We start from the raw sequence: 24430 nt of genomic DNA, 5'->3' as shown, positions 1-24430 counted from the left end.
AGCCATCTCGTTTGAGATGGCTTTGCCCATGTGCAAATAGGAAGGAAATAGTATGTACGTATTCGTATCTGAAGATATTACACAACAACTTTTACATCAACTCGAAGAAAAATTCGAATGCATCACAATCGAAAAAGATGCACGGCTTTATCCATCCATTGCAAGCCATCCGGACATTCGAATCCTTCCGATTGAGCAACAATTATTTATTGATTCATTGACGTTTAAGCAATTAAAGCTTTATCAGAAGCTCAAAGAGCATGAACTTCATTGTGTCACAGTTGTTGAGGTACCACTTACAGATCGCTATCCGGCAACTGTTTTTTTGAATGGGGCCTATAAAGAAGGTGTGTTTGTACATCATAGAGATTATACTCATCCCCTTGTACGTACCTATCTAGAAGAACAAAGGATTCAATATCTTCATACGAATCAAGGTTATGCCAGGTGTTGTCTGCTGCAATTAGACCAAAAGCATGCCATTACTTCAGATGAAGGCATGGCTAGGCGGTTAAAGCAAGAGGGGATTGAGGTGTTAACAATCAGGCAGGGACATATTCACTTAGAAGGACAAGATTATGGGTTTATCGGAGGTGCTAGTGGCGTTGTGGGGCGTACCGTGTATTTTAACGGTGACTTGAAACAGCATCCGGATTATCATATAATAGAGGCGTTTATTAAAAAACAAAGAATGAAGATTATTGATTGTCCCGGCACAAGGCTCACCGATATTGGATCAATTCTTTTCTGGGAAGGATGCACGCATGATAACAAATAAAAAACGAACGATGAATATACCGATTTTTATACCGCACTTAGGATGTCCCAATGATTGTGTGTTTTGCAACCAACGTCACATCAGCGGAGAACATCATAATGTATGTGATGAACAACAACTACGACAAAAAATCGAAGCCTACCTAAGAACAGGTGGTGATCATGAGGACATAGAGATTGCTTTTTTTGGAGGTAGCTTTACAGGGATTGATCCAAAAGTTCAAAAGTTTTATTTAGAGATTGCCACGGAATATGTCAAACAATATGGATTAAAAGGCATACGTATGTCAACACGACCGGATTATATCTCTGAGGAGATACTCGGTTTTCTAAAAGCTTATCCAGTAAGTGCCATTGAACTTGGAGTACAATCCTTAGAACCCAAAGTCCTTGAACTATCGAAAAGAAATCATACGGTTGAGGATGTATATCAAGCGGTTCGATTGATTCGTGAAACCGGTATTGAACTAGGACTGCAGGTCATGTTAGGGCTTCCGGGCGATAGCAAGGATAGCTTTGAAGCAACTATTGAACGCCTAATTCAAATACAACCCAAGACCTTACGAATATATCCGACATTGGTGATTACACATACAGAACTGGAACATCTATATATGCAAGGGAAGTATCAGCCGCTCTTGATCGAAGAAGCGGTGACCATGGTAGCCCAAGTGTTGCCGAAAATTCTTGAGGCAGATATTGATATAATTCGTATTGGGCTACAAGCCAATGAAGAACTTAATGCAGGTGCTTTTGTGGCAGGTCCCTACCATCCGGCTTTTGGCGAGTTAGTAATGGATGCTTGTGCCTATGAAGTATTTGTTCATGTTGTTAAGACGTATCATGAAAGAATTAGACTATTGGATTCGCCTTTGCTCATTGGAGCTAATCAGGCAATTGTTCAAAGGTTAATTGGACACAAGAAGGTGAATAAGGAAAAAATCGAAAAGTTTTTAAAAGAGTATGTGGGAAAAGCGTACCGTCTTCAAGTGAGACCTGAGCTTAATGCGATGGAGATTACCCTAGGTGATGTACAAAAAGAGTGGGTGGCAACGTTTAACCGCATTGGTTTTTAATAAAAAAATAATAGATAGGGATAAATCTATGTGGTATCATATTAAATAAACATAAGCATTAATTTATATAGAAATCACATAATGACATAAAGAAGGGATTATCATGATTAATCAATTAAATCAAAAGTATGAAGTGCGAAGGGAAGAAGTTGAGCAACAACTAATTACCCTACAAAATCAAAGCAAAAAAAAGAATGATGCTATTGCGTTATATATTCAAAAAAGTACAGAATTAGTTTTACGTAGTATAGCATTTGAAAAAGAGTGGTCAATATCTTTTTATGACACACATACTCTGGAGCAGCTAAAGGCCATAAACCAAGAGCAAAATGAAGAATTATTGCCAAAGAACTATGTGACAAGCTATGCTAATCCAGATGTATGCCGTGATATATTTGGCGAAGACTTGGGTAAAGTCCTTAGTTATCTTTATCAAAAAATGCGTTTGACCATACCTTATGCATATGAGCACCGTGCGGTGTCGATTATGTGGACGGCAGAAGTCTTTGTTGCAATAGCAAAAGAACTCTTAGATGAACCGACGACTTCAGTTGATGAATTGGTGCACATAATAAAAACACATGCAATGAAAGATATTGAAGACAAATTACGCTTAAATACATATCGTGCATTTGATCCAAACTTTGATGTATATAGTCAGATGGTGTGCCAATCAACCTTTGCCGATGAAAAATACCTCTATAAATATGGAATGTATATCGGTGACAATGAATACGGATTATTTGAATATTTCAAAAAATCGGATGAGGCTACACTGCAAAAAATGGCAGATACTTTTACAGAGGCTTTTATTCGTGGCTATGAGCGAAATGAGGTCGACATCAAACATAAAAAAACTGTGCAGATAGCGTATCAACTTGGGTTTGAACCTGTTATCGCACGTGCCGTTGATAATTTTAAAGCCTATGGTTTAGAACCAATTGTTCGATATGATTTAGAAGGGTCTTTGCGACCAAGGCTAATCAATACACTTGCTAATCCGCAAAACTATATTGATCATCGTTTTGACGAGGCACTTTTTGTAGATGCATCCTACTATGAGGGGCTTATGGCACATCAAAAAGACATATTCGATGAATTTGAAGCATTGATCAAAGGCTATGCAGGTCCAGCAGTTATGGAAGTCTTTGGGGAAAAACCTTTTGAGCCTGAGATGAAAGAAACGGCGCTTCGCCTGAGTGAAGAACAACAGGCGTTAAAGCAAAAATTTACAAGTGATTATCAGACGTTATTTAACCAATACCTTCCAAGTAGTGAATGGAGTTTTACCATTAATGCCTATCCACTACCAAGTATCGGTGAACAATTTGAAGCTATTTTTGATGAGACGATAGAAGTGAATACATTGGATGAAGCTATGTACATGGAGATTCAACAAACCATCATAGAAGCGCTAGATATGGGAGAATCGGTACGGGTGACAGGACGTAACGATAACCGTACTCAATTGGTTATTCAACTGAATGCGTTAGACGATGTGACAAAGCAGACGAACTTCAATAACTGTACTGCAGATGTTAATGTCCCTGTAGGTGAAGTGTTTACATCGCCAAAACTTGAAGGAACCCATGGAACATTACATGTCAAAGAAGTATACCTTAATGGATTAAAGTATAAAGACCTTGCAATAGAATTTGTCGATGGAATGATGACCGATTATACATGTAAAAATTATGCTGAAGATGAGAAAAATAGAGAATATATTCGGGCGAATATTACAGAACCGCATAATTTTTTACCATTAGGTGAATTTGCGATTGGAACCAACACCAAAGCATATGCGATGGCACGTAAATATAATATTGAAAAAATCCTCCCGATTTTAATAGGTGAAAAGACTGGACCGCATTTTGCTGTTGGGGATACGTGCTATAAGCAAAGTGAAGATGTTCCGGTGAAAAATCCGGATGGTAGAGAAATCGTTGCCAGAGATAACTCGATTTCTTGTTTGCGTAAGACGGATCGAGAAAAAGCATATTTTTATCGACATACGGATATTACTATTCCTTATGACGAATTGGATACGATTGTCGTTATCACCCATGATAAAAAAGAGATACCAATTATTCAACAAGGACGATTTGTTCTTGAAGGAACAGCCAAACTTAATGATCCACTGGATGAAATCGAGGTGTAGCTATGGAAAAACGACTCATAGATTATGATGATTTAAGCCGAAAAGATAAGATTGATCATATTTGGGAGTATTATAAGCTACATATCATTGGTGGAATTATTGGAGCGATGATGCTGTTTTGGGTATTAAATCATTATATTTTCAATCCACCAGCAGATATTGTTTTTGACCTTAGTATATTTACATATGCCATGGATACAGAAAAAAGTGATGCTTTGACAGATGAGCTAAGTGCACTTGTGAGTGATGACTTAAAGCGTGAAGTCGCAGCCATTGAATCATTTAATATTGAAGAAGGCATTGATTATAATATGCAGATGGCCAATGTAACAAAAATCATGGGGAAAAGCACGTTAGGAGACTTTGATATTTTAGTTTTTGTCGGAGAAAATTATTCAAGATATTTAGATCAAGGAATGATGAAACCGCTGGATGACTATATCGAGAAGGGGCTAATTACTTTACCTGAAGATAATTACTATACCGCCAAAGAACTTGGGGCAACGACCGAAGAGATAAAAAGTGATAGCATATACTTAGTCGATGTTACAGAACTTCCAATGTTCGAAGGTATGTTGCCGGAAGGAGAAACCTATTATATGGGCATCTTCTCCAATCAAGACAATGAAGAAAACATTGCCAAAGTATTACAATATATGTTTGAATAAACTGCATATGCGCTTTGAATCTGTCTGATTTTTACAATGCAGTAATGTGAAAATAGTGTTATGATATGTATAGTCTTATTGGAGGTGAGAAAATAGTATGGAATATTCTTGGATTGAAAAATACTGTAGTGAAAAACAGGGTGCAATATTAGAATATAAACAAGAGTGGCAGGCAACAAAGTGCATGGTCGGTAATAAAATGTTTGCATTACAGGGAAAAGATAAAACAGATAGACCGATTATTACGCTAAAGCTCTTGCCAGAAGATGGATACTTTCTCAGAGAGCAGTATGAGGACATAACTGCAGGATACTATATGAATAAAGAACATTGGAATTCGGTGTATCTTGATGGTTCGGTTGAATCAGAAATCATAAAAGATATGATTGATAAATCCTATCAGCTTATTTTTGATGCGTTACCTAAAAAAACTAAAAAAGAGATTCTTGGCTAAATGTATGTTCGCAATAATATTTTTGAACTTGCATGTTAAGACGTTAGGCGGATAGCTATGGCTATCCGCTTTTTGCTACCCTTGAGTTTTTTATAGACAAAAAAACAATTGTCAACAAGTCCAATAAGTCGGAAGATATAAGCTTTTAACAGATGGATACCGAATGATTTTATCAAAAAGACGATTAATGTTCGGAAAAGCTATTGACTTCGTGCCTAAATCCTTGTAAAATAACCATAAAAGACGTCTGACAAACACAGTGAGGTTTATTATGAATGTTTTAGCAAAGAAAATCGGTATTATCGGTGGTGGACAGCTTGGAAAGATGATGATTCTTGATGCAAAACGTCTGGGGTTTTATTGTATAACCCTTGACCCAAGTTTGGACTGTCCGTCCCACGCGATTTCAGATGAACACATACAGGCAGCTTTTGATGATCGTGATGCGATTCGTCAACTTGCCGAGCGTTCAGATGTAGTCACTTATGAGTTTGAACACATTGACGCTAAGTTTCTTAATATTCTTGAAGATGAAGGTTATAACATATATCCTTCGCCAAAGTCACTTCTATTAATCCAAGATAAACTCCTACAAAAAAATACCCTAAGTGCAGCCGGAATATTGGTTCCGGACTATATGAATATTGAATCGTTTAAAGAACTTGAAGAGGCGATGAATATCTATGGTGGCCAAGCGATGTTAAAAGCTCGATGTGGCGGATATGATGGAAAAGGCAATGCACTGATTGAATCAAAAGATATGTTAAAAACAGCCTATGACCAACTAGGAGCAGGGAAGATTCCCTTAATGGTCGAACGGTTGGTTTCCTTTGAAAAGGAAGTATCGGTATTAGCATGTAGAGGTATCGAAGGTGAGATTGTTATTTATCCGGTGGGAGAAAACCATCATAAGAATAGTATATTGGACGAGACGCTTGTTCCGGCAAAAATTGAAGAACATGCCTATCAAGATGCTCTTGATATTGCCAAAAAAGTAATGGATGTTTTTCATGGCGTAGGTATGTTTTGTATTGAACTTTTTGTAACAAAAGAAGGGCAAGTACTAGTTAATGAAGTGGCTCCACGACCACATAACTCAGGTCACTATACGATTGAAGGGTGTGTGACATCACAGTTTGAGCAGCATATTCGAGCTATTACAGGATTACCCTTTGGCAGTAGTAAGTTACGGGCGCCAACAGTGATGAAGAACTTGCTGGGGGAAGAAAAAACTTATGGCAATACAGTCGTTAGCGGACTTGTAAAAGCTTATCAAGATAACGATGTAAAGGTGCATATCTATGGAAAAAAAACGTCGTCACCCTATAGAAAGATGGGGCATATCACCGTGTGTTGCGATGATGTCGATACAGCATTGATGAAGGCAAGAACAGCATATAATGCGATAAATATAAAAGGGGAGGAACACGAATGAAGTCTGTTAAAGTAAAGGTTGGAATTATCATGGGAAGCGACTCGGACTTGCCGGTCATGTCCGAAGCTGCAAAGATTTTAGATGAACTACAAGTGAACTATGAACTTACGGTGGTTTCGGCTCACCGAACACCGGATCGGATGTATACATATGCAAAATCAGCGAGAGATAATGGCATTGATGTCATTATTGCAGGTGCTGGTGGAGCGGCGCACTTACCAGGAATGGTTGCATCTTTGACCTCAGTTCCTGTGATTGGGGTCCCGGTAAAAACCAAGACGATGTCTGGAATTGATTCTTTGTACTCAATTGTTCAGATGCCACCGGGAATTCCGGTAGCAACCGTAGCCATTAATGGTGCAAAAAATGCGGGGATTTTAGCGGCTCAAATCGTATCCCTTAAAGACCCGATGATTGCAAACCGTATTGATACATATAAAAAACAGTTAGAAACAATGGTTGAAAACAAGGCAAAACGTTTAGAAGCATCTGGATATGATAACTATAATGCAATGATATAATTTATATGGAGGTCTCATGGAAAAGAGAGAGCAATTATACGAAGGTAAAGCAAAAAAAGTGTTTAAAACAGACGATCCTAATTTGTTGATTGTCAGCTACAAAGATGATGCTACAGCATTTAATGGTGAGAAAAAGGGAACCATTGAAGCAAAAGGTGTGGTTAATAATCGAGTGAGTAATCATATGATGTCGCTTTTAGAACAAGAGGGAATAAAGACACATTATGTCCAGACATTAAATGATCGAGAAACTTTAGTTCGCAGTGTAAAGATTATTCCACTGGAAGTAATTATGCGTAATATAGCTGCCGGAAGCTTAAGCAAACGTCTTGGATTAGCAGAGGGAACAAAGTTAAGTAGCCCGGTATTGGAGTTTTGCTACAAAAACGACGCACTCGGGGATCCGATGATAAATAACTACCACATCAAAGCGATGAATCTTGCGACACAAGAGGAACTAGAGGTTATAGAGAAGATGGCTTTTGCCATTAATACATTCATGATTAACCATTTCAAAACGGTTGGTATTGAATTAATTGATTTTAAAATTGAGTTTGGTCGTACAAGTGATGGTGAAGTTATCCTTGCTGATGAAATCTCACCGGACACTTGCCGTTTTTGGGACAGCAAGACCAATGAAAAACTCGATAAAGATCGATTCAGAAGAGATTTGGGTAATGTTGAACAAGCGTATCAAGAAGTGTTAAAACGCTTATTAGGTGAGCACTAAATGGAGGCAAAAACATTGATGGATGAACTGTTTTTAGACGATAAGTTAAATGAAGAATGTGGCGTCTTTGGCGTCTATAAAGATGGGGCGAACTTTGACCCGACACGTCTGACATATTATGGACTTTTTGCACTGCAACACCGGGGACAAGAAAGTGCCGGGATTGCGGTAAACAACAATGGAACCATTCTTTATCGTAAAGAAATGGGTATGGTGACAGAGATTTTTGACGATGTCGTTCTGGATTATCTCAAAGGACATACGGCTATCGGTCATGTGCGCTATTCAACGGCAGGTGAAAGTTTAGCAGAAAATGCTCAACCATTAGTGATTAAATATACCAAAGGTCATATGGCATTAGCCCATAATGGGAACCTGACCAATGCAAAAAGATTACGTACAAGCCTTGAAGATCAAGGGACAATTTTTCAAACGACAACAGATTCTGAAGTGATTGCAGCATTATTATCGCGAGCACGTATTCGCTATAGTTCGATTGAAGATGCGCTTGTAGATGTCATGCATGAAATCGAAGGTGCCTATGCCCTCCTTGTCATGACGCCCCATAAGCTGATTGCAGCAAGAGATCCCCTGGGAATGCGCCCTCTAGTTATAGGGAAAAAAGATGGGGCGTATGTATTTTCTTCTGAGTCCTGTGCATTTGATGCGCTTGACATTGAACTGATACGAGACGTTAAAGCAGGAGAGATTGTTGTTGTGGATGAAAGCGGCATACGCTCTATCATGGTGGATAATGCAGCTGAAAAATCTGCTATGTGTAGTTTTGAATATATATATTTTGCGCGACCGGATAGTGTGATGGAAGGACTGGAAGTCTATACGTCAAGATACCGAGCAGGACAAGTATTGGCCAAGGAACATCCAGTGGAGGCTGATGTTGTGATTGGTGTGCCAGACTCAGGACTATCAGCAGCACATGGTTATGCAGATGCATCAGGCATACCGATTGTTGATGGCTTTATGAAAAACCGCTATGTAGGGCGAACATTTATTCAACCGGATCAATCTTTACGTGAACTAGGTGTTCATCTAAAGCTTAACCCTATTCGCTCTCAAGTTGAAGGCAAGCGTGTGATTATGATTGATGATTCGATTGTTCGAGGAACAACATCAAAACATATCGTGCGTTTATTAAAAAAAGCGGGTGCAAAAGAGGTACATGTGCGTGTGAGTTCACCACCAGTGACCCACTCATGTTTTTATGGTATTGATACACCGGAACGTAAAAAACTTGTAGCGTCAACGCTTTCAATAGAAGAAATTGGTGCGTTGATTGAAGCGGATACACTTGGATTTATTAGCGAAGCGGGACTTCGTACAACCCTTGAAGGAACCAAGTGTGATTTTTGTACAGCATGTTTTAATGGAAAATATCCAACACGTATTGAAAATGAGGAGATATAACAATGAATTATAAAGAAGCTGGTGTTGATGTAGAAGCTGGATATAAAGCGGTAGAATTAATGAAAGAGCATGTGAAAAAAACACATCGAGATGGTGTGGTTGATGATATTGGAGGCTTTGGCGGATTGTTCTCTTTGGCAAAGTTTTCAATGGAAGAGCCGATTTTAGTATCGGGAACAGACGGGGTTGGAACCAAGCTTAAGATAGCTTTTGATATGGACCGTCATGAGACCATTGGTATTGACTGTGTTGCTATGTGCGTTAATGATATTATTTGTTCAGGTGCAGAACCGTTGTTTTTTCTAGATTATATTGCTTGTGGTAAAAACTTTCCTGAAAAAATAGCAACAATCGTTAGTGGTATTGCAAAAGGTTGTCAGCAATCAGGTGCTGCACTCATTGGTGGAGAGACAGCAGAGATGCCAGGTTTTTATCCGGAAGACGAATATGACTTGGCGGGTTTTTCCGTTGGGATTGTGGATAAAAAAGAAGTGATTGATGGCTCGTCATTAGAAGCTGGAGACATATTGATTGGACTTCCTTCTTCAGGAATACACAGTAATGGGTATTCACTTGTTCGTAAACTGTTTGATCCGAATCCGGAAAAACTTTCTGTGCATATCGATGCACTAGGAACAACATTAGGGGAAGCTTTATTAGAACCTACAAAGATTTATGTCAATGCAGTTAAAGCGGCAAAAAAGGTTGCAAAAATTAAAGCAATTAGCCATATTACAGGTGGAGGATTTATCGAAAATATTCCGAGAATGTTAAAAGATGCAACACATGCACAAGTCAAAAAAGGTTCATGGCCTGTACACCCAATCTTTACATTAATGCAAGACATGGGCAACTTATCAGATACAGATATGTATAATACATTTAATATGGGCATAGGAATGATTATGGTTGTCAAAGACGTCGATCAGCAAAAAGTCCTCGAAGCACTTGAAAGCATCAATGAAAAAGGATATATTATAGGTAGTGTGATTGAAGGCGAAAAAGGAGTTTCATTATGCTAAAAATTGCAGTGTTGGTATCCGGTGGTGGAACGAATCTGCAGGCTATTATTGACGCAATTGAAGCCGGAGAAATTACAGATACAACCATTGAAGTGGTGATCAGTAATCGTAAAAATGCATACGCACTAGAGCGTGCACGCCAGCATGGAATCAAAACACAATGCCTACGTCCAAAAGATTATGATGTGGCACAAGCATTTGCAGATGCGCTGATTGACTGTCTACAAGAACATGAAGTGGAGCTTGTTGTCTTAGCAGGCTACCTTGTAATTTTACATGAAAAGGTGATCCGTCAATATAAAAACCGAATTATCAATGTCCATCCGTCATTGATTCCTGCATTTTCAGGGGATGGCTTTTATGGACTTAAAGTGCATGAAGCAGCATTAGAACGTGGAGTGAAAATCTCAGGGGCAACAGTTCATGTGGTTGATGAAATTACCGATCATGGTCCGATTTTATATCAGCAATGTGTACCGGTTTATGCGAATGACACACCTAAGCTGTTACAAGAACGCATTATGGAAGAAGCGGAATGGAAGCTATTGCCAAAAGCTATTAATACTTTTGAAGAATGGTTTGATCGATTAAGTGAATAAGTTAAGAAAGGTGATTTATGAAAGTACTTGTTATTGGAAGTGGTGGAAGAGAACATGCAATCATATGGAAACTGCGACAAAATTCTCGAATTGATACAATCTATTGCGCGCCTGGCAATGGTGGAATTGGAGAGATTGCAACATGTGTAGATATACAGGCGACCGATGTTACGTCCCTTGTTGTCTTTGCTCAAAGTAATCAGATAGATTTAACTATTGTGGGGATGGATGATCCTTTGATGCTGGGAGTTGTTGATGCGTTTGAGGCAAAAGGACTACGTGTTTTTGGACCGACAAAAAATGCGGCAATGCTTGAAGGAAGTAAGGTTTTTGCCAAAGATTTAATGAAGAAATATAACATTCCAACTGCAGGCTATGAAGTTTTTGAACAAGCGGAAGAAGCGGAAAAGTATCTTGAAGCATGTCAATATCCGGTTGTCCTTAAGGCAGATGGATTAGCGTTGGGAAAAGGTGTACTGATATGTGAAAACCTCAATGAAGCGTTAAAAGGCATTAAGGATATTATGGTCGACAAAAAGTTCGGAGCAGCAGGGGATCGACTTGTTGTGGAAGAATTTATTGAAGGACCTGAAGTATCCGTGCTGTCTTTTTGTGATGGAGAACATATTCTTCCAATGATTAGTGCCCAAGATCACAAACGTGCATTTGATAATGATGAAGGTTTAAACACTGGAGGCATGGGAACATTTTCTCCAAGTAAGTATTATACCCAAGATGTGCATGATTTTTGTACACAACATATATATCAAAAAACATTGGATGCAATGAAAGCAGAAGGTCGTGCGTTCAAAGGAATTATTTTCTTTGGTCTTATGTTAACTAAAGATGGCCCTAAAGTTTTAGAATATAATGCCAGATTTGGTGATCCTGAAGCTCAAGTTGTCTTACCAAGGCTTAAGACGGATTTGGTGGATGTTGTTGAAGCGGCAATTGATGGTCGCCTTGATACGGTTGAACTTGAGTGGGATCCTCGTGCTACTGTCTGTGTGGTTCTAGCTTCAGGAGGCTACCCTGTAAGCTATCATAAAGGATATGAAATCTCAGGGCTAGAACAGCAAGCGCAAAAAGACAATCTTATTGTTTTTCATGCGGGAACCAAAAAAGAAAAAGATAAATTTGTGACAAATGGTGGTCGTGTCCTTGGTTTGACGGCTTTTGGGCAAGATATTGAACAAGCTAGAGCGGTGGCTTATGAAGCTGTTTTGGAAGTAGACTTTACAGATAAACAATATCGTTCAGATATTGGTATTAAAAAGTAATGAATGATTTCTTGTCATAATGACAATCCTCTTGTATAATGAAAGATGATTGATATAAACGACACAAAAGAAAGTAGAGTTGTTGAATGGCAGAAATAGTTAAGCGCTCAAATCATTTGCGCACGGACATTCGCAAGGCTTATGCAAAACTAAGTGGTGCTATGGCGTTGATTATCCTATCCGTCTTGGCTTTACAGCTTAGTTATTATCTCTCCCTCATTATCATCGGTGCCATGATTATATGGATTATGATGATTATGAACCACATTGAGATATTAAAGTTTGGTCTTGAAGGCGAAAAAGAATCACTAGATTTATTAAGTAAATTACCCAAAAGTTATAAAGTGTTAAGCGATGTACATCTTATTGATGGGAAAAAATCAAGTCAGATAGACTTTGTCATTATTGGAACGAACGGTCTTTTTATTATGGAGAGCAAGCACATTATTGGCGAAATAAAAGGGCGAGAAGATGATACATATATTCAAAAGATTAAAACCAGTCGAAGTGGAGATAAATACTATAAACGGATGTATAATCCAATTAAACAGATTAGTGGCCACAAAAAAGGGATGGACATTTTCCTAAGAAAAAATGGCTTTTATCAAAAAGCGTTTCCAATTCTTTATTTTTCCAACGATTGTATTTTGAATATTGAAAGTCGTCATGTCAAGATTATTAATGATCCGGTTTTAGTTATTGACTACATCAAACGTTATAATGAACAAGGGGTTTACTTACCACAGGAAGTACAAGAAAATATTGCAAATGCATTAAAACAATTAGATTAAACAAAGGGATGTCATACCAAATATGACATCCCTTTTACCATTCTTGACATTTAGTTATTATGTCAGCACCTTATAATAGTTAAATGAGAAGTGATTAAAGAGTGAGATGGAGGTTAGTATGTTAAAAGCGTTAAAAGAGTTGAATGTGTATATAAAACCATATAAGCGGTTATATATCATTGGTGGATTGATTACCTTTATTTTTGCATTGACAGCATTGGTCGATCCTTATGTGACAGGAATGATTATTGATGCGATTCTTAGTGACAATGATCAATCATTTGTTATAAAAGGGTCACTTATCATTATAGGTGTGACAATGTTTCGAACTGTATTTCGGTATCAATTTTTTATGAAATTTGAAGAACTGTCACAAAACATTGTCTATCAGTTGCGAAAAGATCTATATAAAAAACTCCAAAGTTTAGATTTTACTTTTTTTGATCGAACACCTAATGGACAAATCATGTCGAATATGACCGGAGATATTGAAGCGATTCGTCACTTTTTTGCATGGATTACCCATGTGAGTTTGTTTCACGCAACCGTTTTTATCATTGCAATTATAGCAATGTTGGTGATTAATCCGATGCTAACAGCACTATTAGTTGTCATTATTCCATTTATTGGAATCTTGTCATTGAAACTATCTCGGAGTGTAAAACCGACATTTGTCAACATAAGGACACAATTTTCAAGATTGAATACAGTTGTACAGGAAAATATCAGTGGAAATCGTGTGGTAAAAGCTTTTGCCAGAGAACCTTATGAAATTGAAAAGTTTCAAAAAGAAAATGTAGCTTTTATGGAACGAAATTTAGAATCAGCCAAAGTGTGGGAGACGTATCTTCCGGCGCTGGATGCCTTTGCAATTTTGTTTAATGTGATTGTACTGTTTTTGGGAAGTATATTAATCCTTAGAGAACAAATGTCCATTGGGGAGTTGGTTGCTTTTAACCGCTTGCTTTGGATGATTAATAACCCGCTGCGTATGTTGGGATGGCTCATTAATGGATCACAAAATTTCTTGGCGTCCTATGAACGAGTACGTGAGCTTTTAAATGAAGAAAGCCGTATTATGCAAAAAGAAGTGCCGGTAAATAAAAAGGAAATTAAAGGGTACATTGAATTTAAAAATGTCTCTTTTCACTATGAGGATTTACCTGTTTTAGATGATGTAAGCTTTAGTGTTGAACCTGGACAAACGGTTGCATTATTAGGATCGACAGGCAGTGGAAAGACCACGTTGACTTCCTTGATATCTAGATTCTATGATGCGACAGCCGGTGAGATTTATATTGATAATCATCCGATAACGGATTATGATATTCAAACATTAAGAAGCAATATATCCATTGCGATGCAAGATATTTTTCTGTTTTCAGATACGATTGAAGGCAATATTGCTTATGGTGTTCCAAAGGCAAGAAAAAAAGACATTCGTCTGGCATCAGAGATTGCAGGTGTTAATGAATTCATATATCAGTTTGAAGAAGACTTTGATACAATTGTTGGGGAACGCGGTGTTGGGCTTTCAGGAGGTCAGCGTCAGCGGATTGCACTAGCACGAGCATTGATTCAAAATCCGTCAATTCTTATCCTTGATGATACAACATCAGCAGTTGATATGGAAACAGAGTATAAAATATTAACCGAATTAAAGAAAGTCAATGAAAAGCGGACGACGTTTATCATTGCTCATCGTATCTCTTCGGTTAAAGATGCAGATATAATTTTGGTGATGGACAATGGCAAAGTCATTGAACGAGGAACCCATCAAGAATTAGTTGATCAAAAAGGCTACTATTATAATGTGTTCACACAGCAAATGGGTGAGTTTGATGACATGAGAAAGGTGGGCGCTTAGGTGAGTGATACTAAAAAGAGAAACACGTTTGGAGAAGATGAAGAGCTGCTTGATGAGTTTAATTGGCAACAACTAAAAAAACTTCTTCGTTATCTCAAGCAACACAAGAAAAAAATGGTTTTAGCGTTTTTTGTCATTTTGATATCAAGTTTGGCCAATTTAATGACGCCGCTTTTAATGAAATATGTGATTGATGATTTTATACCGGACCGTAACATTAATGGGCTGGTCGTAAGTTCGGTTGCTTTTTTTATCATTATCTTGATTTCTAGCGTCTGTATGAAGTTTCGAATCCGCTATATGTCGCAAATTGGACATCAGATTATACGTGACATTCGCTATGATATTTTTTCGCATATACAAAAATTACCTTTTCGATTCTATGACAGCCGTCCTCATGGTAAAATTTTGGTACGAATTGTCAATTATGTAAACTCACTAAGTGATTTATTGTCCAATGGATTGATTAACTTGGTCGTTGATATTTTTTCTTTTTTTGTGGCATTTTTCATTATGATTCGTCTTGACTATCGATTGACGTTAATTGTACTTTGTTTTGTTCCTTTGGCGGCATATTTAATCTTTTTGGTTAAGACAAAACAAAGACGTTCCATGCAAGATGTGAGTGTCAAACAATCGAATATGAATGCCTATATTCATGAAAGTATTAGTGGAATGAAGGTTACACAATCTTTTACCCGTGAAAATGTCAATCTTCAAATTTTTGAAGATGTCATGGGAGAATACAAAGATAAGTGGATGGAATCACGGCACTATACAAGCCTGATTTTTCCTATAGTAAAAAATATTTCTATCATATCCCAAGGGATTATGCTAATCTTTGCATTAGTACTGTTCAAAGAGCAAGTGAGTGCAGGAGTTGTTGTTGCCTTTTTAGGATATATGGGGAACTTCTGGATGCCGCTGTTAAATATTAGTGAGTTCTATAATCAGCTGGTAGCTGCATCAGCATACCTAGAACGTATTTTTGAGATGATGGATATTCAACCGGAGATTCAAGATGCAGATGATGCCTATGCGTTACCTGAGGTAAAGGGTGATATTCGGTTTGAACACATCACCTTTGGGTATGAAAAAAATCAAACGATCCTTGAAGATTTTGACCTTGATGTAAAGGCAGGAGAACGTATTGCTCTTGTCGGACCGACAGGTGCAGGTAAGACCACGGTGGTAAACCTCATTAGTCGTTTTTATGATTTAAATGAAGGACGATTGCTTATTGACGGTCACGATATATCAAAAGTGACACTTCAAAGCTTACGTGAGCAGATGGGAGTAATGATGCAAGATACCTTTATTTTTTCGGGAACGATTATGGACAATATACGCTATGGAAAATTAGATGCGACGGATGAAGAAGTAATTGCTGCATCTAAGGCGGTACGTGCCCATGAGTTTATTAGTGAGATGGAAAATGGATATTATTCGGAGGTGAACGAACGGGGAAGCCGATTATCAACGGGGCAAAGACAGCTCATTTCCTTTGCGAGAGCGCTTCTAAAAGATCCACGTATCCTTATTTTAGATGAGGCAACCTCCAGCATTGATACACAAACTGAAAAGCTTATCCAAGAAGGTTTGGAGGAGTTATTAAAGGGACGGACTTCTTTTGTTATTGCACATCGATTATCAACCATCAAACAGTCAGATAGAATTTTAGTTATCAACAATAAGGGGATTGAAGAAATCGGCACACATGATGAATTAATGGAGAACAAAGGCCATTATTACGAGCTGTATTCTGCACAGATTAAATTCTTACAAGAAGCAGTTAGTTAAAAAAACGACTATAAAAATTTTATTAAAATGAATATTATTTTCAAATAGGGGGTTTACTTTCTTATATTCATATATTATTATATACCTACATAATAATATATGAATTTTTTTTGACAGTTAAGGAGATTAAAATGGGTGATGTATCTTATTTTACAGCGTTCGCACATGGTTTTCTTACTTTTTTTTCACCATGTGTTATTCCGCTTTTACCGCTTTACTTTAGTTATTTAGCCGGAGAAGCGCTGCATGTAGACAATGATAAAAAAGTACGTGCAAAACTTATTGTAAATAGTATTGGATTTATATTAGGATTGTCGTTATTAAATTTGATGATTGGATTTGGAGCAAAGTTTTTATCGGATTATCTGATTCGCAATAAAGATATTATCCGTATTGTCGGAGGAATTTTAATTATTGCTTTTGGACTTTATTTTGTATCCGGAATGAAGATTCCATTTTTAGAAAAAGATCGAAAATATGTATATACAAAATATTCTCCCAATTTTTTGAAATCGTTACTTTTAGGATTTACCTTCAGTTTGGGATGGTCAGCATGTAACGGACCGATTGTTGCATCCATAACATTGATAGCTTCCTTCCAACAAGACTACTTAAAGGCAGGAACATTGATGCTTGTATATTCAGCAGGATTTTCAATCTTATTTTTACTCTCAGCAGCATTAGCAGGAACATTTGTAAATAAAGCCAATAAGTTAAAGCCGTATTTAGGCGTCATTAAAGTTGTATCTGGTATTATATTGATTATTATGGGAATATTAATGTTGGCCGATAAAGTTTATTATTTTAGTTAGGAGATTAATGATGAAAAAAAATATATATTTAGGTATGATTGCTTTAACACTGATGCTTTTTTTAGCAGCATGTGGCAATGAGCCAAAACCAAGTGAACTCGATGTGGATGACACACAAGAGACAAATCAAGAGGGAAGCGGACAAGAAAGCGAACAAGAGGACCAAACGGCAGAGAACCCTGAGCCACAAGTGCAAGAAGATAATCAAGAAGAACCGGAATACCCGGATTATGTAGACCTTGAACTTGTAGATAAAGATGGTAATCCGGTTAAGTTGTCGGATTATGAAGGCAAGTTTATAGCATTAAACTTTTTTGGAACATGGTGTACATACTGTATGCAAGAAATGCCTGATCTGGAAAAAGTATATTCCGAATATGAAGGGGATGACTTTGTGATTATCCTACTCAATGCGACGACAACGGAGAAAATAAGTGCAGAAGAAGTTGGGCAGTGGTATGAAGATGGAGGCTATACGATGCCGATGATGATGGACTTAGATGGTACGGCGTTAGGAACTTATCCTGTTCAAGGATTCCCGACCACATATTTTATTAATCAAGAAGGAAAAGTATTAGGTGCGGTTTCAGGAATGCTTGATGAAGAGACGCTGCTTTCAATTATTGATACATATAAGTAATCGATACAAATTATAAAACTTTATGGTATAATATACATATTCCATAAAGTTTTATTTTTTAGGAGGAACGCGTGTGAAGAAAAATCGACAAATGTACAACCAAGAAATTAATCGCTTATATCGACAATTAGGAAAGGAACTCTTTTTTGATGAACGAGAAGAACTACCTTTTTCTAGAAAACAGCGAAAACTCATAAAATCTATTCAAAAAAACATACAAAAAATTGAAAAGTTAAAGGACCATGACATCAGTGTGTCCACAGAAGCGCTCATTCTAGAGCCGGAAAAAAATAATGATGGTTTTTATGAATACGTTTTTTGTCCCCAATGTCAGGCGGGGAACAACCCAAAATCTACGCATTGCATTCGTTGTAATCAGCCGCTATAATGATTGGGTGACATAAGGAGGGATAAATATGCTTTGCGAAAAATGTCATAAAGAACAAGCAACTGTTTTTTTTACACAAGTCCTTAATGGAAAAAAAGTTGAAATTCATTTATGTGCAACATGCGCAAAACAGCAAGAGGATTTATTCTATGGAGACAATCCTTCAATTCAAAAATTTATGAGTGGGTTATTAAAAAATTCCAATGATGTGGAACAAGAACAAATTGACCAGAATCTGGTGTGTTCCAAGTGCCATATGACATTAGATGAGTTTCGCAAAACATCAAAACTTGGGTGTGATGCGTGCTATGATGCATTCAAACCTTATGTAAATCATGTGTTAAAAAGTGTTCAAGGAAGTTATCGACATACAGGTAAAAAACCGCTGCGAATGAATCAAAGTCAACTTAAAGAAGAACAATTAGAAGAACTTGAGTCCCAACTTAAGCTTGCTTTGATGCAGGAAGATTATATGGAAGCAGCAAGGATTCGAGATGCATTATATAAGTTGAAGGAGGAGTAACCGTGAAATGGTATGAAAAACAACAAGGCACGCATTCGGATGTTATTATTTCAAGTCGAATTCGCTTAGCAAGAAACCTTAAGGACTTTGTTTTTCCCAACCATTTGTCGGAAAGCGAAGCAGAAAAAACCATTGAGATTATCCATAATATTTTTTCCGAAGGTCAATCAGACGATTTTTATTTTTGGGATATGGATAAGGTTAGTTCTATTGATAAAGTAGCGATGATGGAAAGACATTTACTCAGTCCTTTATTTGTCAATATGCCAATTCCAAATGCGTTGATACATAATTCGGATGAGAGTTTGAGCCTTATGATTAATGAGGAAGATCACTTGAGAATTCAAGCGATGGCTAATGGTGCAAACCTAGGAGAAATATTTGCCATGGCAAGTGCCTTGGATGATAGAATAGAGGCTAAAGTTGATTATGCATATAGTCAAGAACTTGGATACCTAACGGCTTGTCCGACAAATGTTGGGACGGGGCTTCGGGCATCATATATGATTCATGTCCCTGCGTTAGAAGCAACAGGACAACTGCGGATTATACTTGAAGCTGTGGGAAAGTTCGGTATTACTTTTCGCGGAATCTATGGCGAAAGCAGTGAACCGATTGGAAGTGTGTTTCAGGTAAGCAATCAAGTGACACTTGGATTTAGTGAAGAAGAAATTATTGAAAAGCTGCATTCAGTCACCATGCAAATTGTCAATCAAGAACTTACCGTTCGAGAGAGTTTGCTCAAAGAACGACGACTGGAGTTTGAAGATAGCATATACAGATCCTATGGTGTATTAAGCCAAGCGAGGATATTGACAGCCAAAGAAGCAATGACCTTGTTATCGGATGTTAAACTTGGCGTAGAGCTTGGATTGTTGCAGTTAGAAGCGTCGGATGAGTTTAACATTTTTGATCTGATGACGCAGATTCAACCGGCAAATTTACAAAAATTAGAAAAGAAAAATTTAGACGTTGTACAACGGGATATAGCAAGGGCTAATCTTGTACGAATGACATTACCGAAAATACAAGGAGGCTGATATTATGATGGAACGATTTACAGAAAAAGCCCAGCAAGCGATTAATCGATCAAAAGAAATCGCTGGCGAGATTGGACATACTTATGTGGGAACAGAGCATTTGCTACTGGCGCTACTTGAGCAAAATGAAGGTGTTGCTGCAACAGTATTAATCAATCAAGGCATTACATATAAAGTCATACATGATCAGATACGTGATATGATTGCTCAAAATATGAATCAGGTCGCAGAACCAGAAGGGTTTACCCCTAGAGTGCGCAAGATTCTAGAGATGTCTTTAAAAGAGGCCATCTATATGAATACCAATTTGATTGGAACAGAGCATATATTAATAGCACTTTTAAAAGAGCAAGATTGTATGGCAACAAGACTTATAGAAGTGGTCGGTGGATCTAAGCAAAAGATATATAATGATATTTTACGTACGATTGGAAAAGAATCCAAATCACAAAAACTAAAACAAGGGCAGGGTGAAGAATCTAAGACGCCAACACTGGATCAATTTAGTCAAGACTTGACCCAGCAAGCAAAAAATGGGCGATTTGACCCTATTATAGGGCGAGATAAAGAGATTGAACGAATTATTCAGATTCTTAGTCGACGAACGAAGAATAATCCGTGTATGATCGGAGAACCAGGTGTTGGTAAAACAGCTATCACAGAAGGGCTTGCACAGCGAATCATTGATGGCAACATCCCAGAACTGCTTAAAGATAAACGAGTGGTGGCACTTGATTTGTCTTCTATGGTTGCAGGTTCAAAATACCGTGGTGAATTTGAAGAACGAATAAAAAAAGCTATTGCCGAGATCAAAGAAGATGGCAATGTTCTTTTATTTATCGATGAGATGCATACAATTGTAGGAGCAGGAGCAGCAGAAGGCGCCATTGATGCTTCTAACATTTTAAAGCCATCGCTTGCACGTGGCGAGATACAGCTAATCGGAGCGACGACATTAGATGAATATCGAAAGCACATAGAAAAAGATCCGGCGCTTGAGCGACGCTTCCAACCGGTAAAGGTTGAAGAACCCTCTGAGCAAGAGGCTGTGCGTATTCTCAAAGGATTAAGGGCAATGTATGAAGAACACCATCATGTAACCATAACAGATGATGCACTGGAAAGCGCAGTTATACTCAGTAACCGCTACATTACAGATCGATTCTTGCCGGACAAGGCAATTGATGTCATTGATGAAGCGTCATCCAAAGTACGATTAAAAACCTATACAGCACCTCCTGAGATTAAGGAGCTTGAAAAAGAGTTTAGTCAGTATGAAGAAGAAAAAGAGGCAGCAATAAAAAATGAAGCCTACGAACAGGCAGGAGAAATCAAAGAAAAGCAAAATGCAATTCGACAAAAACTTGAAGGCTTAAAATTAGAATGGGAAAAAACAAACCAAGAGACACCGCTTATTGTCGACGAAGAAGAAGTTGCAAATATTATTAGTGGTTGGACATCAATACCGATTCAAAAGCTCACCGAAGAAGAGGGAGAGCGCCTTAAAAACCTTGAAAATGTTTTGCATGAACGGGTTGTAGGACAAGAAGAAGCTGTAATTGCAGTAAGTAAAGCTATACGTCGTGGACGTGTCGGCTTAAAGGATCCTAAGCGCCCCATCGGATCGTTCCTTTTCTTAGGTCCTACAGGTGTTGGAAAGACAGAGTTAACAAAAGCATTGGCAGAGGCACTCTTTGGTGATGAAAACGCGCTTATTCGTGTGGATATGTCAGAATACATGGAAAAGCACAGTGTCTCTAAACTTATTGGTTCTCCGCCAGGGTATGTCGGTTATGATGAAGGCGGCCAACTAAGTGAAAAAATCCGTAGAAAACCCTACTCAGTGCTGCTCTTTGATGAAATTGAAAAGGCGCATGCCGATGTTTTTAACATTCTTTTACAAGTGCTAGATGATGGGCATATAACAGACGCTCAGGGACGACGAATAGACTTCAAAAACACAGTCATTATCATGACATCTAACTTAGGTGCCCGTAATATTGTAGCACCCAAAAAACTTGGATTTACACAAGATGAAAATAAAGAACAAGAGTACACGACGATGAAAAAAAATGTTATGGATGAAGTAAAAAAGCTGTTTAAACCGGAGTTTTTAAACCGTATTGATGAAGCGATTGTATTCCATACATTAAATCAAGAGAATATTCAAGAAATCGTAGGCATCATGTTTAGACAATTGGCAAAACGTATGTTTGATAATTTAAAAATTGTTGTTATGATGACGCCGGAAGCGGAAGCATATATTGCGCAAGAAGGATTTGATGAAGCATATGGAGCGCGTCCTTTAAAGCGTGCAATCCAATCAAAAATCGAAGACCGTTTAGCAGAAGAAATTCTTGATGGAAAGATAAAAGAAGGTGACAAAGTTACTGTGCATGTCAAGGATCAGGAGATTGTTATCCAAAAGTAACTTTGTACTAGTAATTTATAGGAATATCCTTTATAATAGGTAACAACATTAAATGCAAAGATATAGGAGGTAAGTCATGGCAGGCTTAGAAAAACTGATTGTTGCTAATGAAGATAACTCAATTAGCTTTGGTAACCATGAGACACAGGAGAAGCAAAAATTAGAAGGGTTTGAACTTAATGGCGAAGTCTACAAAGTAAAAACTCACAATGAAATCACACGTCTTGAAAAGAATGGAAGGTTACTATTTGAATCAGTTCCGGGAACCACTGTTAGTGATTTAAAACTAAACAGTGACAGCATGTCATTTTCATTAATCGGAAGTGCGGAAGATGCTCAAATCACGGTGGAACTTGAAGCCGATGAAGAGTATAGTATTTATATTAATGAAATGCAAGTGGGGAAAGTGAAATCGAACCTAGCAGGTAAGATTAACTTTAGTGTTGATTTTGCAAGTGGTGCTCAAAAAGTACAAATCAAAAAGTACTAAGTAACCCAAATACAATTAAGAATGATAATGATAGAAGCTATGTGATATAGCTTCTATTTCTTTAAGGTGGATAATATGGCAAAGAACAAATCAATATTTGTATGTGGTGAATGTGGATATGAGGCGTCAAAATGGATGGGAAAATGTCCGGAATGCAATAGTTGGAACTCTATGGCAGAAGAAGTGAAAGTCAAAGTATCCAGCACGCCCAAAAAAGTTAGCGGACAGTTGCACTATGAAAAAGCTAAGCCGTTGAAATTATCTGAGATTCAATCAGAAGTCGAAGAACGTATGGAGACAGGGATAAAAGAACTGGACCGTGTACTAGGTGGAGGTATCGTTCAGGGTTCGTTAGTATTGGTAGGGGGAGACCCTGGTATAGGTAAATCCACAATGATGCTTCAGATTTGTCAGGCGGTTAGCCGCATCAAAAAAAAAGTGCTATATATCTCTGGAGAAGAATCGTTGCATCAGATTAAAATGCGTGGCAAGCGTTTGGGTGTGGCAAATGACGAATTGTTGCTTTATGCTCAGACGAATATGAATATCATTGAATCGGTAATAATGAAAGAACAACCCGATGTATTGATGATTGACTCGATTCAGACCATGTATAATGAAGATATTGGTTCAGTACCCGGGAGTGTATCTCAGGTTCGTGAAGTGACAGCGCATTTGATGCGTCTGGCAAAGCAGTTAAACATCGCTACGTTTATAGTTGGACATGTAACCAAAGATGGAGCGATTGCAGGACCACGTGTACTTGAACATATGGTTGATACCGTCTTATATTTTGAAGGAGATAAAAATGCATCCTACCGAGTACTTCGTGGAGTAAAAAATCGGTTTGGCTCGACGAATGAATTAGGCATATTTGAGATGCGTAACGAAGGGCTCGTAGAAGTCTTAAACCCATCAGAATACATGCTTTCAGGACGTCCAATCAATGAACCGGGTTCACTTGTTGTATGTGCAATGGAAGGAAGCCGACCATTATTTGTCGAAGTTCAGGCACTAGTATCTTATACCACGTTTAATATGCCGCGAAGAACCGTTAACGGAGCCGATTACAATCGCATAATGATGTTACTTGCGGTCATAGAAAAAAAATACGGACTTTCGCTGGTGGATAATGATTGCTACGTCAATATTGCCGGTGGATTAAAAATGAATGAGCCTTCCCTTGATTTGGGAATTATAGCCGCCGTGATATCAAGTATTAAAAATCAGGCAATTGATCCGCAAACCGTGTTAATGGGGGAAGTAGGATTAACCGGAGAAGTGCGTGGCATTACCTTTTCAGAAAGTCGTGTCAAAGAAGCGGTGAAGCTTGGATTTAAGACAATTGTTCTTCCATGGAATAATGCCAAGGCAATAAAAACGACAGAAGATATCCAAATAATTGGAATAAAACATATAAATGATTTAAAACAACATATATTTTAAAGGATTTATAGTGAAAAAAATTGACAATTATGGTATGATAAAGGGCGATACATAGAT

22 protein-coding genes and 1 pseudogene are annotated in these 24430 nt (G+C 37.8%); all 23 read left to right on the top strand.

What is annotated here, in order from left to right; all coding sequences use genetic code 11:
• The first annotated feature begins 52 nt into the window (after nt 1-52).
• The 23 genes and pseudogenes from QBE53_10720 (at nt 53) to radA (ending at nt 24373) form a co-directional block, all read left to right on the top strand.
• Nucleotides 53-778: a hypothetical protein gene (locus QBE53_10720; protein WZL80277.1), complete on the top strand. Its 726-nt coding sequence runs from the start codon at nt 53-55 to the stop codon at nt 776-778.
• Complete coding sequence (locus tag QBE53_10715; GenBank protein WZL80276.1) at nt 765-1853, top strand: radical SAM protein; 1089 nt, start codon at nt 765-767, stop codon at nt 1851-1853. The genes QBE53_10720 and QBE53_10715 overlap by 14 nt, the downstream gene beginning before the upstream one ends.
• Before the next feature lie 103 nt (nt 1854-1956).
• The gene (locus QBE53_10710) at nt 1957-4011 is read left to right on the top strand and encodes an aminopeptidase (protein ID WZL80275.1); all 2055 of its coding nucleotides are present in this window, start codon (nt 1957-1959) and stop codon (nt 4009-4011) included.
• Between the two features lie 2 nt (nt 4012-4013).
• Nucleotides 4014-4679, top strand: coding sequence for a hypothetical protein (locus tag QBE53_10705; protein ID WZL80274.1), 666 nt, complete (start codon nt 4014-4016; stop codon nt 4677-4679).
• 97 nt (nt 4680-4776) lie between these two features.
• Entirely contained in the window at nt 4777-5133 is a 357-nt protein-coding gene (locus QBE53_10700; GenBank protein ID WZL80273.1) for an MmcQ/YjbR family DNA-binding protein, read from the top strand.
• Between the two features lie 271 nt (nt 5134-5404).
• Nucleotides 5405-6568 (top strand): 5-(carboxyamino)imidazole ribonucleotide synthase, encoded by a 1164-nt coding sequence (locus tag QBE53_10695; protein WZL80272.1) that lies wholly within the window; start codon nt 5405-5407, stop codon nt 6566-6568.
• Nucleotides 6565-7089, top strand: coding sequence for a 5-(carboxyamino)imidazole ribonucleotide mutase (gene purE / locus QBE53_10690; GenBank protein WZL80271.1), 525 nt, complete (start codon nt 6565-6567; stop codon nt 7087-7089). Before QBE53_10695 ends, purE begins: the two co-directional genes overlap by 4 nt.
• A gap of 16 nt (nt 7090-7105) precedes the next feature.
• Nucleotides 7106-7819: a phosphoribosylaminoimidazolesuccinocarboxamide synthase gene (locus QBE53_10685; GenBank protein ID WZL80270.1), complete on the top strand. Its 714-nt coding sequence runs from the start codon at nt 7106-7108 to the stop codon at nt 7817-7819.
• Nucleotides 7820-9244, top strand: a complete 1425-nt coding sequence (gene purF, locus QBE53_10680) for an amidophosphoribosyltransferase (protein WZL80269.1) — start codon at nt 7820-7822, stop codon at nt 9242-9244. It abuts the gene before it with no gap.
• Nucleotides 9245-9246: 2 nt separating this feature from the next.
• Complete coding sequence (gene purM, locus QBE53_10675) at nt 9247-10266, top strand: phosphoribosylformylglycinamidine cyclo-ligase (protein ID WZL80268.1); 1020 nt, start codon at nt 9247-9249, stop codon at nt 10264-10266.
• Nucleotides 10260-10857, top strand: a pseudogene (gene purN, locus QBE53_10670) (phosphoribosylglycinamide formyltransferase). The gene purM and the pseudogene purN overlap by 7 nt, the downstream one beginning before the upstream one ends.
• Before the next feature lie 25 nt (nt 10858-10882).
• Entirely contained in the window at nt 10883-12145 is a 1263-nt protein-coding gene (gene purD, locus QBE53_10665; protein WZL80267.1) for a phosphoribosylamine--glycine ligase, read from the top strand.
• A gap of 86 nt (nt 12146-12231) precedes the next feature.
• A complete protein-coding gene (locus QBE53_10660; GenBank protein WZL80266.1) occupies nt 12232-12936 on the top strand; it encodes a nuclease-related domain-containing protein in 705 nt (234 codons plus the stop codon).
• Between the two features lie 118 nt (nt 12937-13054).
• The gene (locus QBE53_10655) at nt 13055-14803 is read left to right on the top strand and encodes an ABC transporter ATP-binding protein (GenBank protein WZL80265.1); all 1749 of its coding nucleotides are present in this window, start codon (nt 13055-13057) and stop codon (nt 14801-14803) included.
• Complete coding sequence (locus QBE53_10650; GenBank protein WZL80264.1) at nt 14804-16603, top strand: ABC transporter ATP-binding protein; 1800 nt, start codon at nt 14804-14806, stop codon at nt 16601-16603.
• 131 nt (nt 16604-16734) lie between these two features.
• Entirely contained in the window at nt 16735-17415 is a 681-nt protein-coding gene (locus QBE53_10645; protein WZL80263.1) for a cytochrome c biogenesis CcdA family protein, read from the top strand.
• Between the two features lie 10 nt (nt 17416-17425).
• Nucleotides 17426-18055 (top strand): TlpA disulfide reductase family protein, encoded by a 630-nt coding sequence (locus QBE53_10640; GenBank protein ID WZL80262.1) that lies wholly within the window; start codon nt 17426-17428, stop codon nt 18053-18055.
• A 73-nt stretch (nt 18056-18128) separates the two neighbouring features.
• Nucleotides 18129-18443, top strand: coding sequence for a hypothetical protein (locus QBE53_10635; protein WZL80261.1), 315 nt, complete (start codon nt 18129-18131; stop codon nt 18441-18443).
• A 28-nt stretch (nt 18444-18471) separates the two neighbouring features.
• Nucleotides 18472-18966 carry an excinuclease ABC subunit B gene (locus tag QBE53_10630; GenBank protein ID WZL80260.1) on the top strand — a complete coding sequence of 165 codons (495 nt, stop codon included), beginning with the start codon at nt 18472-18474 and terminating at the stop codon, nt 18964-18966.
• A gap of 2 nt (nt 18967-18968) precedes the next feature.
• The gene (locus QBE53_10625; protein WZL80259.1) at nt 18969-20006 is read left to right on the top strand and encodes a protein arginine kinase; all 1038 of its coding nucleotides are present in this window, start codon (nt 18969-18971) and stop codon (nt 20004-20006) included.
• Between the two features lie 4 nt (nt 20007-20010).
• Complete coding sequence (locus QBE53_10620; GenBank protein ID WZL80258.1) at nt 20011-22437, top strand: ATP-dependent Clp protease ATP-binding subunit; 2427 nt, start codon at nt 20011-20013, stop codon at nt 22435-22437.
• Nucleotides 22438-22513: 76 nt separating this feature from the next.
• Nucleotides 22514-22927, top strand: a complete 414-nt coding sequence (locus QBE53_10615) for an endosialidase (GenBank protein ID WZL80257.1) — start codon at nt 22514-22516, stop codon at nt 22925-22927.
• Nucleotides 22928-23002: 75 nt separating this feature from the next.
• Entirely contained in the window at nt 23003-24373 is a 1371-nt protein-coding gene (gene radA / locus QBE53_10610) for a DNA repair protein RadA (protein ID WZL80256.1), read from the top strand.
• The last annotated feature ends 57 nt before the right edge of the window (nt 24374-24430 follow it).

Source organism: Vallitaleaceae bacterium 9-2 (assembly GCA_038396585.1).
Taxonomy (GTDB): Bacteria; Bacillota; Clostridia; order Lachnospirales; family Vallitaleaceae; genus UBA1351.
The sequence above is the reverse complement of the archived record's forward strand: the minus strand, read 5'-3'. Positions and strand labels throughout refer to the sequence as shown.

Bases quoted from the DNA above. Each gene is read 5' to 3' on its own strand.
- QBE53_10720 (WZL80277.1), top strand. From the start codon at position 53: ATGTACGTATTCGTATCTGAAGATATTACACAACAACTTTTACATCAA.
- QBE53_10715 (WZL80276.1), top strand. From the start codon at position 765: ATGATAACAAATAAAAAACGAACGATGAATATACCGATTTTTATACCG.
- QBE53_10710 (WZL80275.1), top strand. From the start codon at position 1,957: ATGATTAATCAATTAAATCAAAAGTATGAAGTGCGAAGGGAAGAAGTT.
- QBE53_10705 (WZL80274.1), top strand. From the start codon at position 4,014: ATGGAAAAACGACTCATAGATTATGATGATTTAAGCCGAAAAGATAAG.
- QBE53_10700 (WZL80273.1), top strand. From the start codon at position 4,777: ATGGAATATTCTTGGATTGAAAAATACTGTAGTGAAAAACAGGGTGCA.
- QBE53_10695 (WZL80272.1), top strand. From the start codon at position 5,405: ATGAATGTTTTAGCAAAGAAAATCGGTATTATCGGTGGTGGACAGCTT.
- purE (WZL80271.1), top strand. From the start codon at position 6,565: ATGAAGTCTGTTAAAGTAAAGGTTGGAATTATCATGGGAAGCGACTCG.
- QBE53_10685 (WZL80270.1), top strand. From the start codon at position 7,106: ATGGAAAAGAGAGAGCAATTATACGAAGGTAAAGCAAAAAAAGTGTTT.
- purF (WZL80269.1), top strand. From the start codon at position 7,820: ATGGAGGCAAAAACATTGATGGATGAACTGTTTTTAGACGATAAGTTA.
- purM (WZL80268.1), top strand. From the start codon at position 9,247: ATGAATTATAAAGAAGCTGGTGTTGATGTAGAAGCTGGATATAAAGCG.
- purD (WZL80267.1), top strand. From the start codon at position 10,883: ATGAAAGTACTTGTTATTGGAAGTGGTGGAAGAGAACATGCAATCATA.
- QBE53_10660 (WZL80266.1), top strand. From the start codon at position 12,232: ATGGCAGAAATAGTTAAGCGCTCAAATCATTTGCGCACGGACATTCGC.
- QBE53_10655 (WZL80265.1), top strand. From the start codon at position 13,055: ATGTTAAAAGCGTTAAAAGAGTTGAATGTGTATATAAAACCATATAAG.
- QBE53_10645 (WZL80263.1), top strand. From the start codon at position 16,735: ATGGGTGATGTATCTTATTTTACAGCGTTCGCACATGGTTTTCTTACT.
- QBE53_10640 (WZL80262.1), top strand. From the start codon at position 17,426: ATGAAAAAAAATATATATTTAGGTATGATTGCTTTAACACTGATGCTT.
- QBE53_10630 (WZL80260.1), top strand. From the start codon at position 18,472: ATGCTTTGCGAAAAATGTCATAAAGAACAAGCAACTGTTTTTTTTACA.
- QBE53_10620 (WZL80258.1), top strand. From the start codon at position 20,011: ATGATGGAACGATTTACAGAAAAAGCCCAGCAAGCGATTAATCGATCA.
- QBE53_10615 (WZL80257.1), top strand. From the start codon at position 22,514: ATGGCAGGCTTAGAAAAACTGATTGTTGCTAATGAAGATAACTCAATT.
- radA (WZL80256.1), top strand. From the start codon at position 23,003: ATGGCAAAGAACAAATCAATATTTGTATGTGGTGAATGTGGATATGAG.